Below are 17163 nucleotides of genomic sequence, written 5' to 3' on the forward strand. Positions count from 1 at the left end.
TTACCACGACGACCATGACCAATCCAGGAGAGTTAAAGTATGTCCGCTGAACACGTACTGACGATGCTGAACGAGCACGAAGTGAAGTTTGTTGATTTGCGCTTCACCGACACCAAAGGTAAAGAACAGCACGTCACTATCCCTGCTCATCAGGTGAATGCTGAATTCTTCGAAGAAGGCAAAATGTTTGACGGCTCCTCGATTGGCGGCTGGAAAGGCATTAACGAATCCGACATGGTGCTGATGCCAGACGCATCCACCGCAGTGATTGACCCGTTCTTCGCGGACTCTACCCTGATTATCCGTTGCGATATCCTTGAACCAGGCACCCTGCAAGGCTATGACCGTGACCCGCGTTCCATCGCGAAGCGCGCTGAAGATTACCTGCGTTCTACTGGCATTGCCGACACCGTACTGTTCGGGCCAGAACCTGAATTCTTCCTGTTCGATGACATCCGTTTCGGATCTTCTATCTCCGGTTCCCACGTTGCTATCGACGATATCGAAGGCGCATGGAACTCCTCCACCCAATACGAAGGTGGTAACAAAGGTCACCGTCCGGCAGTGAAAGGCGGTTACTTCCCGGTGCCACCAGTAGACTCTGCTCAGGATATTCGTTCTGAAATGTGTCTGGTGATGGAACAGATGGGTCTGGTGGTTGAAGCCCATCACCACGAAGTAGCGACTGCTGGTCAGAACGAAGTGGCTACCCGCTTCAATACCATGACCAAAAAAGCTGACGAAATTCAGATCTACAAATATGTTGTGCACAACGTAGCGCACCGCTTCGGTAAAACTGCGACCTTTATGCCAAAACCGATGTTCGGTGATAACGGCTCCGGTATGCACTGCCACATGTCGCTGTCTAAAAACGGCGTTAACCTGTTCGCAGGCGACAAATACGCAGGTCTGTCTGAGCAGGCGCTGTACTACATTGGCGGTGTAATCAAACACGCTAAAGCGATTAACGCCCTGGCAAACCCGACCACCAACTCTTACAAGCGTCTGGTCCCGGGCTACGAAGCACCAGTAATGCTGGCTTACTCTGCGCGTAACCGTTCTGCGTCTATCCGTATTCCAGTGGTTTCTTCTCCGAAAGCACGTCGTATCGAAGTCCGTTTCCCGGACCCAGCGGCTAACCCGTACCTGTGCTTTGCTGCCCTGCTGATGGCCGGTCTTGATGGTATCAAGAACAAGATCCACCCAGGCGAAGCCATGGACAAAAACCTGTATGACCTGCCGCCAGAAGAAGCGAAAGAGATCTCACAGGTTGCAGGCTCTCTGGAAGAAGCACTGAACGAACTGGATCTGGACCGCGAGTTCCTGAAAGCCGGTGGCGTGTTCACTGACGAAGCCATTGATGCGTACATCGCTCTGCGTCGCGAAGAAAATGACCGCGTGCGTATGACTCCGCATCCGGTAGAGTTTGAGCTGTACTACAGCGTCTAATAGTTGAAGTTGTACTACCCGGTGCTAAGAAGGCCGGGATTTAGTTGCCGTGGAAACTTTCAGCCCATCTCTGCATGGGCTTTTTTCTCCGTAACTTCTTTGATGCTTCGCGCTTTTTATCCGTAAAAAGCTATAATGCACTAAAATGGTGCAACCTGTTCAGGAGACTGCTTTATGGCAACAGGCACGCAGCCCGATGCTGGGCAGATCCTCAACTCGCTGATTAACAGTATTTTGTTAATTGATGACAACCTGGCAATCCATTACGCCAACCCCGCCGCGCAACAACTGCTCGCCCAAAGCTCCCGCAAATTGTTTGGTACGCCGTTACCGGAACTGTTGAGCTACTTCTCATTAAATATCGAGCTGATGCAAGAAAGTCTGGAGGCGGGGCAAGGTTTTACCGATAACGAAGTGACGCTGGTGATCGACGGTCGCTCGCATATCCTTTCTGTGACGGCCCAGCGTATGCCGGACGGCATGATCCTGCTGGAGATGGCACCGATGGATAACCAGCGCCGCTTAAGTCAGGAACAGCTACAGCACGCCCAGCAGGTTGCTGCCCGTGATTTAGTGCGCGGCCTGGCGCATGAGATTAAAAATCCGCTTGGCGGTTTACGTGGTGCAGCGCAGTTGCTCAGCAAAGCATTACCTGACCCGTCACTGCTGGAATATACCAAAGTGATTATTGAACAGGCGGATCGGCTGCGAAATCTGGTCGACCGTCTGTTGGGGCCGCAACTGCCCGGTACGCGCGTTACCGAAAGTATTCACAAAGTGGCTGAACGCGTGGTGACGCTGGTGTCGATGGAACTGCCGGACAACGTGCGGTTGATTCGTGATTACGACCCCAGCCTGCCGGAACTGGCGCACGACCCGGATCAAATTGAACAGGTATTGCTGAATATTGTGCGCAATGCGCTACAGGCGCTGGGGCCGGAAGGTGGTGAAATCATTCTGCGTACCCGCACCGCGTTTCAACTGACCTTACACGGCGAGCGCTATCGGCTGGCAGCGCGGATTGATGTGGAAGATAACGGGCCAGGCATTCCGCCTCATTTGCAGGATACGCTGTTTTACCCGATGGTCAGCGGCCGCGAAGGTGGCACCGGGCTTGGCTTATCCATCGCCCGTAATTTGATTGATCAGCATTCAGGCAAAATTGAATTTACCAGTTGGCCAGGTCATACCGAGTTCTCGGTTTACCTGCCTATCAGGAAATAAAGGTGACGTTTATGCAACGAGGGATAGTCTGGGTAGTCGATGACGATAGTTCCATCCGTTGGGTGCTTGAACGTGCGCTCGCTGGAGCGGGTTTAACCTGTACGACATTTGAGAACGGCGCGGAAGTACTGGAGGCGCTGGCGAGCAAAACGCCGGATGTGCTGCTTTCAGATATCCGTATGCCGGGAATGGACGGGCTTGCGCTGCTCAAGCAGATTAAACAGCGCCATCCGATGCTTCCGGTCATCATTATGACCGCACATTCCGATCTGGATGCTGCCGTCAGCGCCTATCAACAAGGGGCGTTTGATTATCTGCCCAAACCGTTTGATATCGACGAAGCCGTGGCGCTGGTTGAGCGCGCCATCAGCCATTATCAGGAACAGCAGCAACCGCGTAATGTTCAGCTTAACGGCCCGACGACCGATATCATCGGCGAAGCGCCAGCCATGCAGGACGTGTTCCGGATTATCGGTCGGCTTTCACGTTCTTCTATTAGCGTGCTGATTAACGGCGAATCCGGCACCGGTAAAGAACTGGTCGCTCATGCCCTGCATCGCCACAGTCCTCGAGCCAAAGCGCCGTTTATCGCGCTGAATATGGCGGCTATCCCGAAGGATTTGATCGAATCAGAACTGTTCGGTCACGAGAAAGGCGCGTTTACCGGCGCGAATACTATTCGTCAGGGGCGTTTTGAACAGGCCGATGGCGGCACTTTATTCCTCGATGAAATTGGCGATATGCCGCTCGATGTGCAGACGCGTTTGCTGCGCGTGCTGGCAGACGGTCAGTTTTATCGCGTTGGCGGCTATGCGCCGGTGAAAGTGGATGTGCGGATTATCGCTGCAACCCACCAGAATCTCGAACAGCGGGTACAGGAAGGCAAGTTCCGTGAGGATTTGTTCCACCGCCTGAACGTTATCCGCGTTCATCTGCCGCCGCTGCGCGAGCGTCGGGAAGATATTCCCCGTCTGGCGCGCCATTTCCTGCAGGTTGCCGCGCGCGAACTGGGCGTAGAAGCGAAGTTGCTGCATCCGGAAACCGAAGCCGCGCTGACGCGTCTGGCGTGGCCGGGTAACGTACGCCAGCTGGAAAACACCTGTCGCTGGCTAACGGTGATGGCCGCCGGGCAGGAAGTGTTGATTCAGGATTTGCCTGGCGAACTGTTTGAATCAACGGTTGCGGAGAGTACTTCGCAAATGCAACCGGACAGTTGGGCAACGCTGTTAGCGCAGTGGGCAGACAGAGCGCTGCGTTCCGGTCATCAAAATCTGCTTTCCGAAGCGCAGCCTGAGCTTGAGCGGACGTTACTGACGACCGCGTTGCGACATACGCAGGGGCATAAACAAGAAGCGGCGCGGTTGCTTGGCTGGGGTCGCAACACCCTGACGCGTAAGTTAAAAGAGCTGGGGATGGAGTGATTCACGGCTTGTGTGTAAAGATTGATTATTGAGCGCAAATTGCTGGTATTTTGCGCTTTACTGTTCCGATAAGTTCAGTATGATCTTGCCCGGAAAACGGGGAGAGTCATTATGCTGGAATCAATAATTAATCTCGTATCGAGTGGCGCAGTTGACAGCCATACACCGCAAACTGCTGTTGCTGCCGTGCTGTGTGCCGCGATGATTGGGCTGTTTAGCTGAAGCTCGTTGTTTATGCCGGATGCGGAGAAAGTCGTAGGCCTGATAAGACGCGACCAGCGTCGCATCAGGCATCATGCTCAGATGCCGGATGCAGCGTAAACGCCTTATCCGGCCTACAAAAGCAATAATTTCAACAGGTTTTCTTAACCAGCGCATCAAGCAATCTTGTTCTCAGCACATTGATGGCGCTTTCGTTTTCTACTTTGTAAACGAAGCGCCATTCACCATTTAAATCACCCGTGAGAACTGCTGCATCCGCGCTTTCTGGCGCAGATAGGTATCAAAGCACATGCAAATGTTGCGGATCAGCAGGCGACCTTTCGCCGTTACCTGAATCCCCTTCTCATCCACATCCACCAGCCCATCTTTTGCTAACGGGGCAAGCAGCTTGAGATCTTCTGCAAAGTAATCAGCGAAGTGCAAATCCCACTGTTGCTCAATGGGGGCGTAATCCAGACGGAAGTTGCAGATGAGCGACTTAATCACATCGCGGCGAATACAGTCATCACGCGTTAGCGCAATACCACGCCACAGCGCATTGCCTTGTTCATCCACTTGCTGATAGTACTGCTTCAACTCTTTCTGGTTCTGCGCGTAGCAGTCGCCAATCATGCTGATGGCGGAAACGCCCATCCCCAGCAGATCGGTATCGCCCTGAGTGGTGTAGCCCTGGAAGTTACGATGCAGCACGCCTTCACGCTGGGCCACCGCCAGCTCGTCATCCGGGCGAGCAAAGTGATCCATACCGATAAACTGATAGCCCGATTGTGTCAGGAAGGCGATGGTTTCCTGCAGGATATCGAGTTTTTGCTGTGGACTCGGCAGGTCAGCATCTTTGATTTTTCGCTGAGCAGCAAAAATGGTCGGCAGATGCGCATAGTTAAAGACGCTCAGACGATCGGGGTTCAGCTCCGCCACGCGTTTCAGGGTAAAGGCGAAACTCTCCGGCGTCTGTTTCGGCAGGCCGTAAATCAGGTCGATGTTGGTGGAGGTAAAGCCAATCTCACGCGCATGGTTAAGCAGTGCAAAGATGAACTCTTCATCCTGCTCGCGGTTAACCAGACGTTGCACTTCTTTGTTGAAGTCCTGCACGCCCATGCTCAGGCGATTAAAGCCTTCGGCGCGTAAATGATCGAGTACATCCAGTTCGATTTCCCGCGGATCGACTTCGATCGAAATCTCCGCATCGGCATTGAACTGGAAGTTTTCGCGCAGCAACTTCATCAGTCGGCTGATTTGCGCTTTGTTCAGATACGTCGGCGTACCACCGCCCCAGTGCAATTGGCTGACGTGACGCCCGGCGAACAGCGGTGCACGATGGACGATTTCTTGCTCCAGCGCGTCCAGATACTGATCGGCCTTGTGCTGCTGGCGAGTAACAATCTTATTGCAACCGCAGAAGTAACAAAGCTTATGGCAGAACGGGATATGTACGTAGAGAGATAATGGACGCTCAGGATAGCGCGCCACGGCTTGTAAAAACGCCTGTTCGCCGAAGTCTTCTGAAAACTCCAGCGCGGTCGGGTACGAGGTGTATCGTGGCCCGGAATAGTTATATTTCTGGATCAGGGCCAGATCCCAGTCGATTTGCTGTACAGACATGCTCACTCCTTCCGATGGCGTCTCTGGCGGCTACGGCGTACCGGCGGATGCCCGTTTCGAGTCATCAGCCGGTTGCGCAGCCACTTTTGTCGCCGCGACAACCGCTGTAGTTTAACGAATAACCACACCAGATAACATATAACCGGAAGGGTTATCAGCAGAACGGGAAGGCCCACGGCGGCAATCCGTTAGTTGCCCCGCAGCAGACGCATCATGTCTTCTTGCTTCTCGTCTTCTTCCTCTTCTTCGTCATCGTCATAAGAGAGGCCGAGTTTCTGCATCAACTCATCAATACGATCCAGTTTGGCATCCACCCAGGATTGCTCTTCGGCGCTCAGGGTTTCGCCTGCCTCCAGACGTTCCAGCAGCGCATCCAGACGCTCATCCGTTTCCAGTAACTCCAACTCCGCCTGCGGTGAAAGCATAGGTTTCTCACTCTTCGGTTTGTGCTGTTTGGTGACTTTTTCAGTCACGCCCAATGGAATAGGGGTTTTACTGCCAATACGTGGATCTTTCGGTGCGTTCTGGCCTTTGCTGCCTGACGTGGTGTTACCGCCCGCTGCGCGGCTGCCCGGCGCATGACCACGACGTTTTTTCTGACGCTTGCGGTCACGAGCTTCCTGATCCAGCTCCTCGCGTGTTTTTCGACGCGCTTTTGCATGACCTTTGCTGCGTGAGTTTGAAGATGATGGTTTCATAATGGTTCGTCTTTTAGCCGTTTTATTCAGTATAGATTTGCGGCGGAATCTAACAGAAAGCAAGCAAAGAAAAAAGGCGACAGATTACTCTGTCGCCTTTTTTCCTGACTCATAACCCTTAACGGGTCTTACAATCCTTGCAGGCCGCCAACACACCCTGTTTTTCCATTAGCCGGAACAATCCGTGTTGATTCCATTTCCGTTTAATTACGTCTCCGGACGTTTGTCTTCCTGACAATCCTCTGTCTTCGCCTCCTGGCGCTCCTGACCCTCATCCTGAGTCATTGTTCCTGTTAGCGTCCTCGCTCTATGGGTGCTACTTTACGCCTTTGCTTTAAACAAACAATCAACCGCCATCAGTATTTGCACATTTTCAGAGTTTTATATAAAAGCAATTAACTGATTTATATAGCTTATTTGACATGCATCGCAGAATTTTCTCTGCTATTTCGCATAAAGACTATCGGCAATGTCTCACAAAGCGTATGGCTTTTACTTACAACGCTCACGCCGAAAAATCCGCCTTTTATTATGGTTCAGGTATAATCGCCGCAAAGCTTTGACTGACGGAGACGACCGCTTTGACTAATTTGAATTATCAACAGACGCATTTTGTGATGAGTGCGCCTGATATTCGCCACCTACCTTCCGATACCGGAATTGAAGTGGCTTTTGCAGGCCGTTCCAACGCAGGTAAATCCAGCGCGCTGAACACGCTGACTAACCAGAAAAGCCTGGCGCGGACCTCAAAAACCCCAGGGCGCACCCAGCTTATCAACCTGTTTGAAGTGGCTGACGGCAAGCGTCTGGTTGACCTGCCCGGCTATGGCTACGCGGAAGTCCCGGAAGAGATGAAGCGCAAATGGCAACGCGCGCTCGGCGAATACCTCGAAAAACGTCAGAGCCTGCAAGGTCTGGTGGTGCTAATGGATATTCGCCATCCGCTGAAAGATTTGGATCAGCAGATGATTGAGTGGGCGGTAGACAGTAATATCGCCGTTCTGGTGCTGCTGACCAAAGCGGACAAACTGGCAAGCGGCGCACGTAAAGCACAATTGAATATGGTGCGTGAAGCAGTGCTGGCGTTTAACGGTGATGTGCAGGTTGAAACGTTCTCTTCACTGAAGAAACAAGGCGTGGACAAGCTGCGGCAGAAACTGGATACCTGGTTTAGCGAGATGCAGCCTGTAGAAGAAACGCAGGACGGCGAATAATTTTCTTGCCTTAATGCTTGTGCCGGATGTGGCGTATCCGGCTCTGGCATAGGCCTGAGAAGCATCAGGCATTACGATCTTTTCTTTCGCCCAATAAAAAACGCCCCAGTCATTACTGACTGGGGCGGCTAAAATATTCAGCCAAATCCGATTACGTGAAGTAAAAGGTCTGAAAGATAGAACATCTTACCTCTGTACCCTACGCGACTAACTTTACTCTTTTTTGTTCAGTTCAGAAAGCATTTTTTGTAATTTTTTTTCAGTTGTTGCATAGGAATTTCTAATAGCCATCACAAAACGTGACAGCTTATGTTGCTTACTTACGAAAAAAGGGCATGTTCAGGCGAATCTTAGTGCGCCTGATCCCAGTTTTCGCCACTCCCCACTTCCACCAGCAACGGCACATCCAGACGGGTACAGTTTTCCATTAGTTGATGAATCTGCTTCGCGACGGCATCGACATCATCTTTATGAACTTCAAATACCAGTTCATCGTGTACCTGCATAATCATACGCACACGCGGTTGCTCAGCTTGTAACCACGCATCAACGGCAATCATCGCTCGTTTGATAATGTCGGCGGCGGTTCCCTGCATTGGCGCGTTAATGGCTGCACGTTCAGCCGCTGCACGACGAGCACCATTGCTGGATTTGATATCCGGCAGATACAGACGGCGTCCGTCCAGCGTTTCAACGTAGCCCTGCTCTTTCGCCTGAGCACGGGTGCGTTCCATATACTCCAGCACGCCAGGGTAGCGTTCGAAGTAAAGGTCCATGTACTTCTGCGCTTCTTTACGTGGAATGTTCAATTGCCGCGCCAGACCGAAAGCACTCATGCCATAAATCAGACCAAAGTTGATCGCTTTCGCGCTACGGCGTTGCTCGCTGCTGACGGTTTCCAGTGGCAAACCAAACACTTCTGCCGCCGTAGCCCGGTGGATATCTTTTCCTTCCGCGAATGCGGTCAGCAAGCCTTTGTCACGCGAGAGATGCGCCATAATGCGCAGTTCAATCTGCGAGTAGTCCGCCGAGACAATCACATAATCTTCTGGCGCAATAAACGCCTGGCGGATACGGCGACCTTCTTCGTTACGCACGGGTATGTTTTGCAGGTTAGGATCGGTTGACGATAAACGTCCCGTTGCGGTTACTGCCTGGTGATAAGAGGTATGTACACGCCCGGTTTTCGGATTGATCATCAGCGGCAGCTTGTCGGTGTAGGTCGATTTCAGCTTCGCCAGACCACGATACTCCAGAATCACTTTTGGCAACGGATAGTCCAGCGCCAGTTCTTCCAGTACCTCTTCCGACGTTGACGGCGCGCCACCCGGTGTTTTCTTCAGCGGCTTAATACCCTGTTTTTCAAACAGAATGGTTTGCAACTGCTTGGTGGAAGAAAGGTTAAATTCTTCACCTGCAATTTCATGCGCTTTCTTTTCCAGCTCAGCCAGACGTAGAGTGAGCTCTTCAGAATGATTATGAAGCACTTTCGGATCGATCTTCACACCGTTACGTTCAATGCGTGAAAGCACCGGCACCAAAGGCATTTCGATATTCTCGAAGACGTTCAACGGCCCTTTGTGTTTTTGCAGATCCGGCCACATTTTCAGATGCAACTGCAAGGTGACATCTGCATCTTCGGCGGCGTAACGTCCGGCCTCTTCGAGGGCAATCTGGTTAAAGGTCAGTTGATTTTTGCCTTTACCCGCAATCTCTTCAAAAGTGATGGTTTTGTGCTTCAACCAACGTTCCGCGAGGCTGTCCATATCGTGACGTCCGGCAACGCTATTGAGAATGTAGGACTCCAGCATGGTATCAAACGCAATCCCACGTAGTTCAATGCCGTAGTTCGCCAGAATACCGCGATCGTATTTCAGGTTTTGCCCGACCTTCAGCGCCTTTTCATCTTCCAGCAGCGGTTTTAGCAACTCGAGTGCACGCCCGCGAGAGATTTGATCGGGCGCATCAAGATAATCATGAGCAACCGGAATATATGCCGCTACGCCTGGCTCGATAGCAAAAGAAAGCCCGATCAGGTTGGCAGAGATGTTATCGAGGCTGTCGGTTTCGGTATCAAATGCAAATACCGGCGCTTTTTCCAGCTTCGCAATCCACGCTTTCAGTGTTACTTCATCAAGGATGGTGACGTAGTTGTCATAAGAAATCACCGTTGCCGTCACTTCTGGCGCTTCGTCTGCAACACTGGTTTCCTGCGGCTTCGCGGCTGGTTTTTCCCCTTTAGCCTGTAACCATTTGCCCGCTTCGACATCAGCAGTCCAGCGTTTGAACTCATACTTTTTGAACAGCCCCAACAACTCTTCCGCCGCCGGTTGCTGCACTTCCAGTTGTTCACAGGTCAGCTCCAGTTCAACGTCGGTTTTAATCGTCGCCAGCTGGTAAGAGAGATAAGCCACTTCTTTGTTTTGCTCGAGCTTCGCCGCCATTGTTTTCGCGCCACGGAAGCTCAACCCAGCAATTTTTTCTGGCTCGGCATACAGCGTATCCAGTCCGCCAAGACCTTGTAGCAATGCTTGCGCGGTTTTTTCACCGACGCCCGGTACGCCAGGGATGTTATCAGAGGAGTCACCCATCAGCGCCAGGAAGTCGATGATCAGTTCTGGCGGCACGCCGTACTTATTCACCACCTCTTCCGGGCCGAGGATGGTATTCGTCATGGTATTGATAAGCGTAATATTTGGCGTCACCAGCTGCGCCATATCTTTATCGCCTGTGCTTATCAGCACCGGACGCCCGGCTTTTTCGGCTTCGCGCGCCAGAGTACCGATAACGTCGTCCGCTTCTACGCCAGAAACCGCCAGCAGCGGCAGTCCCATCGCTTTAACCATCGCGTGCAGAGGTTCGATTTGTGCTCGCAGATCGTCCGGCATTGGCGGACGATGTGATTTGTAATGTTCAAACAGTTCATCACGAAAGGTTTTTCCCTTGGCGTCAAAGACCACCGCTGCATGCGTCGGTTTATATTGCATGATTAGACTGCGCAGCATGTTGAGGACACCATACATCGCACCGGTCGGCTCGCCTGCGCTGTTAGTCAGCGGGGGAAACGCGTGATAGGCGCGATAAAGATAAGATGAACCATCTACAAGGATAAGTGGATTTTGGGGGATCTGAACCATAATGTCCGTGCCTGTTTATCAGATTATGGGTAAAGGATGCCACAGACAGGATGAAAACATGAGTTTTTCACCGCTTTTCGTGAAAATCTTTTGTAGATCTTCTGGATCGCTCGCAAATCGTCATGTGGATAACTTTGTGCATAAATTATTTACATCGCTTTTAATTTATTATCATGCTTTTTACAGCATGATGTTTGTCTTTGCTTTTCATACAGTTAAATATAAAGCCATCCCTAATAATTGTGATAATGGGATTTTTTCTAATGTGGATAGATATGAATTATTTTTCTCCTTAAGGATCATCCGTTATTTGGGGCGTTTTCTGCTAAAATCGGCGCCTTGCGCTTCTTTAGCGCACTGTCTATGGCTAACCTTTTGAATAAATTCATTATGACGAGAATACTCGCTGCGATAACCCTTTTGCTGAGTATCGTATTGACCATTTTGGTCACTATTTTTTGCTCCGTCCCGATCATCATTGCCGGGATTGTAAAACTATTGCTACCTGTGCCAGTCATTTGGCGAAAGGTTTCGCGTTTTTGTGATTTTATGATGTATTGCTGGTGTGAAAGTCTGGCGGTATTACTGCATCTGAACCCACACCTGCAATGGGAAGTTCACGGGCTGGAAGGGTTAAGTAAGAAGAACTGGTATCTGCTTATTTGTAACCACCGTAGTTGGGCAGATATTGTCGTACTGTGCGTGCTGTTTCGTAAGCACATTCCGATGAATAAATATTTCCTCAAGCAGCAGCTTGCCTGGGTGCCATTTCTTGGCCTGGCATGCTGGGCGCTGGATATGCCGTTTATGAAGCGTTATTCCCGCGCTTATTTATTACGTCATCCGGAGAGACGTGGTAAAGATGTTGAAACCACACGGCGTTCTTGTGAAAAGTTTCGCCTGCACCCCACCACCATTGTCAATTTCGTTGAAGGCTCCCGTTTCACGCAAGAAAAACATCAGCAAACCCACTCCACTTTTCAAAACTTGTTGCCACCAAAGGCGGCAGGCATTGCGATGGCGCTAAATGTACTGGGTAAACAATTCGATAAACTGCTTAATGTTACGCTGTGTTATCCCGACAATAACCGTCAGCCGTTCTTCGATATGTTAAGCGGTAAACTGACGCGAATTGTCGTACATGTGGATTTACAGCCTATTGCCGATGAGTTACATGGCGACTACATCAATGACAAAAGCTTTAAGCGCCATTTTCAGCAATGGCTGAACTCACTGTGGCAGGAAAAAGACCGACTTCTGACGTCGTTGATGTCATCACAGCGTCAGAATAAGTAAGTTTTACTCGCCTCTGAATGAGCAGAGGCGAGTGAGTATTTTAATGAACAAAACGTCCGGCACGAGACATAAATTCTTCTTCGCTCATTTCCTGTCCGTTAAAAACAACTTTACCCGGTGTATAACGCAGTTGCAGCGAGGCGGTATTGTTGTCAATCGTGATTAACTGAAACATCTGACCTAATGTCATCATCCCGCTGATTTGTTTATCAGCCTGCTTTTGCGCTTTTTCAGCATCCATTCCTTCAGATAAATTAAGCTGTTTTGCGGTTTCTGTGACGACATTAAGCGGTAACTTCACATCAAAAATGAGCGATTTAATATCTTTGTTTGTGGATGATGAGGATTTGGCTGGGTCGGCAATACTGATATCCAGATTGGCATTTAGTTCGCCGAGTGCGTTCTTCCATCTTACCGGTTGTTTAATGGTCGGCTCACTTTTTTGTAATAACGGTAAATACTCTTTGAACAATGCAGCATTCACTTCTTGCAGAGCAACTTCATCGTTTGCTAACTCAGGGTGTGCAGCAAGCTGCTTCTGCATCGCAATGTTATACTGAATGATAAATTGGCGCACCGCTGAGGGATCAATAGATTCCGCAATCAAGGACCACTCACCACTACCGAGTTGCTGATTTCCTTTTGTTAACTTATCAAGTTCGTAGGTCAGATTGACATTGATATAATCTTTGTCTTTAACGCGATCCAGCCTGGTTTTTGCAACGAAAGCATCGATTTGGGCAACGTCTTCTCCCTGATTGATAATGTTAATCTGATTGAATTTCGACTCGCTTTCGCCAACCGGAAATTTCTTTTCTTCTAATCGCGTTAGAGAATCAATGGTAAAACTTTTCGCCGTTACTTGGTTCAATGGCGATAATTCCAGAACAATATCTTCGACTTTGCCTTCAATATCCAGGTTAGACAATGAGCTACCATCACCATTAAAAGTAAACTGGCCTTCACCAAAAGAAAACTTTCCATATTTTGCAGGGGCAACATCTAATGTCGTGGAGAATGAGCCACCAAACGCGAATCGCAATGTCGCTTCCACAGGCGATTTATTTTTTGCGGCGATAAATAGCGGTTGTGTCAGTTCATTATTCACTAAGTTCACTTTTGCCGCTGCCAGTGCGGGGATGACATTACCACGCATTAACATTGTGATGGGCAACGGACCGTGCTCAACATCCACATCAAATGCAACTTTCTGGCCTGGCTTGATATTGAGATCGGGTGCACCGTTATCAAATGTCATTTGCATTTGAAAATGAGAATTAAAAAAGCCTTTGTCAAAGTTTTTATAACTTAACGTCATATCGTAGGCATGTTCACCTTTCTTTTTAGCATCGTTAAAATCTTTAATGAACTTTTCGACACCAGGCTGAATTTGCGTACCTGTGTACCATGTGCCACCACCCCAGATTACGGCTAACGCAACAATAACACCTGTAGCTGACTTACGTATCATATAAATATTCCCTGATAAAACAGCAAAACTTTGAATATCCACTTATGCTGAAATAATGTCCAGCGGCAGGACGCATTATCAGAATGTATTTATATTTATTAAATAATAAAAAAAGCCCGTGAATATTCACGGGCCTTATGTAATTCACAATGAATTATTTTTTCTCGGACAGATATTTCACAGTATCAGCATACTGCTGAACAAAAACATCCATATTGCTGGTATCCATACCCTGCGGATTCAGCTGATATTTACCGTTAACAAACATCGCCGGAACGCCACGCAATTGCACGTCAGCTGCGGCTTTTTCCTGCTGAGCGACCAGAGATTTCACCACGAAGCTGTTCCACGCCGCGTCGTACTCTTCACCTTTAATACCTGCGTTGATAAATACATCGCGGATATCAGATGCTGAACGAATGGTCTGGGTTTTCTGTACGCCTTCAAACAGCGGAACAGTGACTTTGTCTTCCACGCCCAGCGCCATCGCCACTGCCCATGCCTGAGTCAGATCTTTGCCCAGGTCACCCCCCATGAAGTTGACGTGGTATTTAGTCATCTTCACGCCTTCCGGCAGTTTTTTCTTCACGTTATCAGAAATATGCAGAACTTCTTCAAACTGATAGCAGTGCGGGCAGAAGAAAGAGAAAAACTCCAGCACTTGCGGCGCGCCAGCAACTGGTTTTTCCAGGGTAGTGTACTGTTTACCATCTTCATACTGCGCCGCCGATGCGCTAAACGCTAAAACTAAACCAGCCAGCGCCAGCCAAATCTTTTTCATGATCTACTCTCTCCGATTAATACATAGGTGTTAATTGTAAAGGGGGTTCTTGTAGAACTTTTACCTGTTCTATAAAAGTCGCCGTCTGTCGCAGCCAGTAATCTTCCCCGGTTAACCACGGAAAATTTTTCGGGAACGCGGGATCAGCCCAACGCCGCATTAGCCAGGCAAGATAATAAACCAAACGCATGGCGCGTAAAGGTTCAATCAGTCCGATTTCAGCGGTGTCGAACTCGCTAAATTCTTCATAAGCCTCAATAATAGTTTCCAGTTGCATCCGCTGCTCAGCTTTATCGCCATTGAGCAACATCCACAAATCCTGAATAGCCGGACCATTACGTGCATCATCCAGATCAACGAACATTGGACCATCGCGCCAGAGAATATTCCCGGCGTGGCAGTCTCCATGTAGCCGCAGAACGGTAAAATCTTCCCGCCAGTGTGCTGTAACGGCGGCGATCAGCTCATCTGTCGCTTTCAGGAATGCCGCTTTTAACCCGGAAGGTATCAATGTAGCGTCCTCAAACAGCTTGCGTGGCTCAATGAGGTATTCATTCAGACCGATGGTCGGGCGATGGATAAAAAGCTGTTTGCGCCCCGTCTGGTGCATACGCCCTAAATAACGCCCAACCGCTTCCATCTGATCGATATTATCAGCTTCGAACTGGCGACCACCGACGCTTGGAAAAACAGCGAAATAAAATCCCTGATGATTCAATAAAGTCTGACCATTAAAGGCCACAGGTGCTGCGACCGGAACTTCATCGTTAACCAGCTGCAACGCAAATTGATGTTCTTCGAGGATTTGATCGGCTGTCCAACGTTCAGGGCGATAAAATTTGACGACAAAACGTCGACGCTCTTCGTCCTGAAATTGATAGACACGGTTTTCATAGCTGTTAAGCGGGGTAAGACCGGAATCCACCCGGATCCCATGCTCAAACAGAGCGTCCATGATGGTATCCGGGTGTAGTGTCTGGAAAGTAAAAGCGCTGTTGTTCATCCCATCATCCGGAAAACATTACGAATGATGAAGGATATCATTTCACGATGATTTTGGTTGCGCCGCTTACAAGCTTTTACTCTTTAATTACGCCACGTGCGCGTAATAGCGCCGTTTTGAAATCTTCTTCATAATCTTTCTGCAAACCCGGGATCACCGCATCTTTCGCGGAATCACGCATTTTCAGGTGATAGATCAGAATGTCATCCGTCAAATCCGCCAGTTCGCCGTCAAAACCTGACTCTTTCGCCAGTTTCTGCAAAAATTGCAGCAGGTTAAGGTCTGGCTCTTTTTGCCAGGCTGGCTGGAGGAGTTCAATAACTTCATTCAGACGTTTACATTTCATAGTGATGCTCCTTACTCTTGAGACAGACACGTTAGCAGGGTCAATCCCACAATAAAAGAGGCGATATCGGTGAATCTGATGACGACGATAACAGGCGTTGTGCTGGCGGGCGGTAAAGCCAGACGAATGGGCGGCGTAGATAAAGGATTGCTTGAATTAAACGGCAAACCATTATGGCAACATGTCGCTGACGCGCTTATGACGCAGCTCTCTCACGTCGTGGTTAATGCTAATCGTCATCAGGAAATCTATCAGGCAAGCGGTCTGAAAGTGATTGAAGATTCACTGGCGGATTACCCAGGCCCTCTGGCAGGAATGCTTTCAGTAATGCAGCAGGAACCTGGTGAGTGGTTTTTGTTTTGTCCATGCGATACGCCTTACATTCCCCATGATTTAGCCGCCAGGCTTAATCATCAGCGCAAAGATGCGCCTGTCGTGTGGGTCCACGACGGTGAACGCGATCACCCGACTATTGCTCTGGTAAACCGCGCAATTGAGCCTTTATTACTGGAATATCTGCAAGCAGGAGAACGCCGGGTAATGGCATTTATGCGTCTGGCTGGCGGTCACGCGGTCGATTTCAGCGATCATAAAGATGCATTTGTAAACGTGAATACGCCAGAGGAGCTTGCCCGATGGCAGGAAAAACGATGATACCGTTACTCGCCTTTGCCGCGTGGAGCGGCACTGGAAAAACTACGCTGCTGAAAAAACTGATCCCGGCATTATGCGCCAGAGGGATCCGTCCGGGACTGATTAAGCATACGCATCATGATATGGATGTTGATAAGCCAGGCAAAGATAGCTATGAACTGCGCAAGGCTGGCGCGGCGCAAACCATCGTTGCCAGCCAGCAACGATGGGCTTTGATGACGGAAACGCCAGACGAAGAAGAGCTGGATCTACATTTTCTCGCAAGCCGGATGGATACCTCAAAGCTGGATTTGATTCTGGTCGAAGGGTTTAAGCATGAAGAGATCGCAAAGATTGTGCTGTTTCGCGATGGAGCCGGACATCGACCGGAAGAATTAGTGATAGACAGACATGTTATTGCTGTAGCCAGTGATGTGCCGCTTAATCTTGATGTCGCGTTACTGGATATTAATGATGTTGAGGGGCTGGCTGATTTTGTGGTGGAGTGGATGCAAAATCAGGACGGATAAGCAAGAGTAGTCTGGATCAGACGCGCCAGCGTCGCATCCGACCTTTTTCTGCACCAGCGCAAAAAGGCCATCCTGACGGATGGCCTTCTGCTTAATTTGATGCCTGGCAGTTCCCTACTCTCGCATGGGGAGACCC

At 49.7% G+C, this 17163-nt stretch carries 16 protein-coding genes and 1 pseudogene; 8 read left to right on the top strand and 9 right to left on the bottom strand.

Features of this window, described 5'->3' with window-relative positions; translation table 11 throughout:
• The first annotated feature begins 39 nt into the window (after positions 1-39).
• The 4 genes from glnA to AACU19_RS15200 all read left to right on the top strand — a co-directional run bounded on the left by glnA (position 40) and on the right by AACU19_RS15200 (position 4316).
• Positions 40-1449 carry a glutamate--ammonia ligase gene (gene glnA / locus AACU19_RS15185; protein WP_157945121.1) on the top strand — a complete coding sequence of 470 codons (1410 nt, stop codon included), beginning with the start codon at positions 40-42 and terminating at the stop codon, positions 1447-1449.
• A gap of 174 nt (positions 1450-1623) precedes the next feature.
• Positions 1624-2673: a nitrogen regulation protein NR(II) gene (gene glnL / locus AACU19_RS15190; protein ID WP_000190577.1), complete on the top strand. Its 1050-nt coding sequence runs from the start codon at positions 1624-1626 to the stop codon at positions 2671-2673.
• 11 nt (positions 2674-2684) lie between these two features.
• The gene (gene glnG, locus AACU19_RS15195) at positions 2685-4094 is read left to right on the top strand and encodes a nitrogen regulation protein NR(I) (protein WP_001188777.1); all 1410 of its coding nucleotides are present in this window, start codon (positions 2685-2687) and stop codon (positions 4092-4094) included.
• A 111-nt stretch (positions 4095-4205) separates the two neighbouring features.
• Positions 4206-4316: a YshB family small membrane protein gene (locus tag AACU19_RS15200; RefSeq protein ID WP_000893994.1), complete on the top strand. Its 111-nt coding sequence runs from the start codon at positions 4206-4208 to the stop codon at positions 4314-4316.
• A 228-nt stretch (positions 4317-4544) separates the two neighbouring features.
• Here the strand turns inward: AACU19_RS15200 and hemN are convergent, their stop codons facing one another.
• From hemN to AACU19_RS15215, 3 genes and pseudogenes are all read right to left on the bottom strand, one after another.
• Positions 4545-5918: an oxygen-independent coproporphyrinogen III oxidase gene (gene hemN, locus AACU19_RS15205; protein WP_000116093.1), complete on the bottom strand. Its 1374-nt coding sequence runs from the start codon at positions 5916-5918 to the stop codon at positions 4545-4547.
• Between the two features lie 188 nt (positions 5919-6106).
• Positions 6107-6616, bottom strand: a complete 510-nt coding sequence (gene yihI / locus AACU19_RS15210) for a Der GTPase-activating protein YihI (RefSeq protein ID WP_001295266.1) — start codon at positions 6614-6616, stop codon at positions 6107-6109.
• Between the two features lie 118 nt (positions 6617-6734).
• Positions 6735-6901, bottom strand: a pseudogene (locus AACU19_RS15215) (hypothetical protein).
• A gap of 296 nt (positions 6902-7197) precedes the next feature.
• Between AACU19_RS15215 and yihA the strand changes: the two are divergent.
• A complete protein-coding gene (gene yihA / locus AACU19_RS15220) occupies positions 7198-7830 on the top strand; it encodes a ribosome biogenesis GTP-binding protein YihA/YsxC (protein WP_000183349.1) in 633 nt (210 codons plus the stop codon).
• A 137-nt stretch (positions 7831-7967) separates the two neighbouring features.
• On the opposite strand, the gene AACU19_RS23760 is transcribed toward yihA, so the two are convergent.
• Positions 7968-8015, bottom strand: coding sequence for a spot 42 RNA, inhibition of DNA synthesis (locus AACU19_RS23760; protein WP_071892919.1), 48 nt, complete (start codon positions 8013-8015; stop codon positions 7968-7970).
• A gap of 165 nt (positions 8016-8180) precedes the next feature.
• On the bottom strand, positions 8181-10967 hold the full coding sequence (polA, locus tag AACU19_RS15225) for a DNA polymerase I (RefSeq protein WP_105279137.1): 2787 nt from the start codon (positions 10965-10967) through the stop codon (positions 8181-8183).
• A gap of 363 nt (positions 10968-11330) precedes the next feature.
• Between polA and AACU19_RS15230 the strand changes: the two genes are divergently transcribed.
• On the top strand, positions 11331-12263 hold the full coding sequence (locus AACU19_RS15230) for an acyltransferase (RefSeq protein WP_024212204.1): 933 nt from the start codon (positions 11331-11333) through the stop codon (positions 12261-12263).
• Positions 12264-12303: 40 nt separating this feature from the next.
• Here the strand turns inward: AACU19_RS15230 and AACU19_RS15235 are convergent, their stop codons facing one another.
• The 4 genes from AACU19_RS15235 to AACU19_RS15250 form a co-directional block, all read right to left on the bottom strand.
• Positions 12304-13734: a YdgA family protein gene (locus AACU19_RS15235; protein ID WP_105279138.1), complete on the bottom strand. Its 1431-nt coding sequence runs from the start codon at positions 13732-13734 to the stop codon at positions 12304-12306.
• Between the two features lie 154 nt (positions 13735-13888).
• The gene (gene dsbA, locus AACU19_RS15240) at positions 13889-14515 is read right to left on the bottom strand and encodes a thiol:disulfide interchange protein DsbA (RefSeq protein WP_000725337.1); all 627 of its coding nucleotides are present in this window, start codon (positions 14513-14515) and stop codon (positions 13889-13891) included.
• A gap of 16 nt (positions 14516-14531) precedes the next feature.
• Positions 14532-15518 (bottom strand): stress response kinase SrkA, encoded by a 987-nt coding sequence (srkA, locus tag AACU19_RS15245; protein WP_105279139.1) that lies wholly within the window; start codon positions 15516-15518, stop codon positions 14532-14534.
• 76 nt (positions 15519-15594) lie between these two features.
• A complete protein-coding gene (locus AACU19_RS15250) occupies positions 15595-15864 on the bottom strand; it encodes a YihD family protein (protein ID WP_001295263.1) in 270 nt (89 codons plus the stop codon).
• A 69-nt stretch (positions 15865-15933) separates the two neighbouring features.
• Between AACU19_RS15250 and mobA the strand changes: the two genes are divergently transcribed.
• The gene (mobA, locus tag AACU19_RS15255; protein WP_039021162.1) at positions 15934-16518 is read left to right on the top strand and encodes a molybdenum cofactor guanylyltransferase MobA; all 585 of its coding nucleotides are present in this window, start codon (positions 15934-15936) and stop codon (positions 16516-16518) included.
• A complete protein-coding gene (mobB, locus tag AACU19_RS15260) occupies positions 16500-17027 on the top strand; it encodes a molybdopterin-guanine dinucleotide biosynthesis protein MobB (protein ID WP_000907615.1) in 528 nt (175 codons plus the stop codon). The genes mobA and mobB overlap by 19 nt, the downstream gene beginning before the upstream one ends.
• Positions 17028-17163: the final 136 nt, after the last annotated feature.

Origin of the sequence: Escherichia sp. MOD1-EC4550 (assembly GCF_963876935.1) — a bacterium.
GTDB lineage: Bacteria > Pseudomonadota > Gammaproteobacteria > Enterobacterales > Enterobacteriaceae > Escherichia > Escherichia coli_F.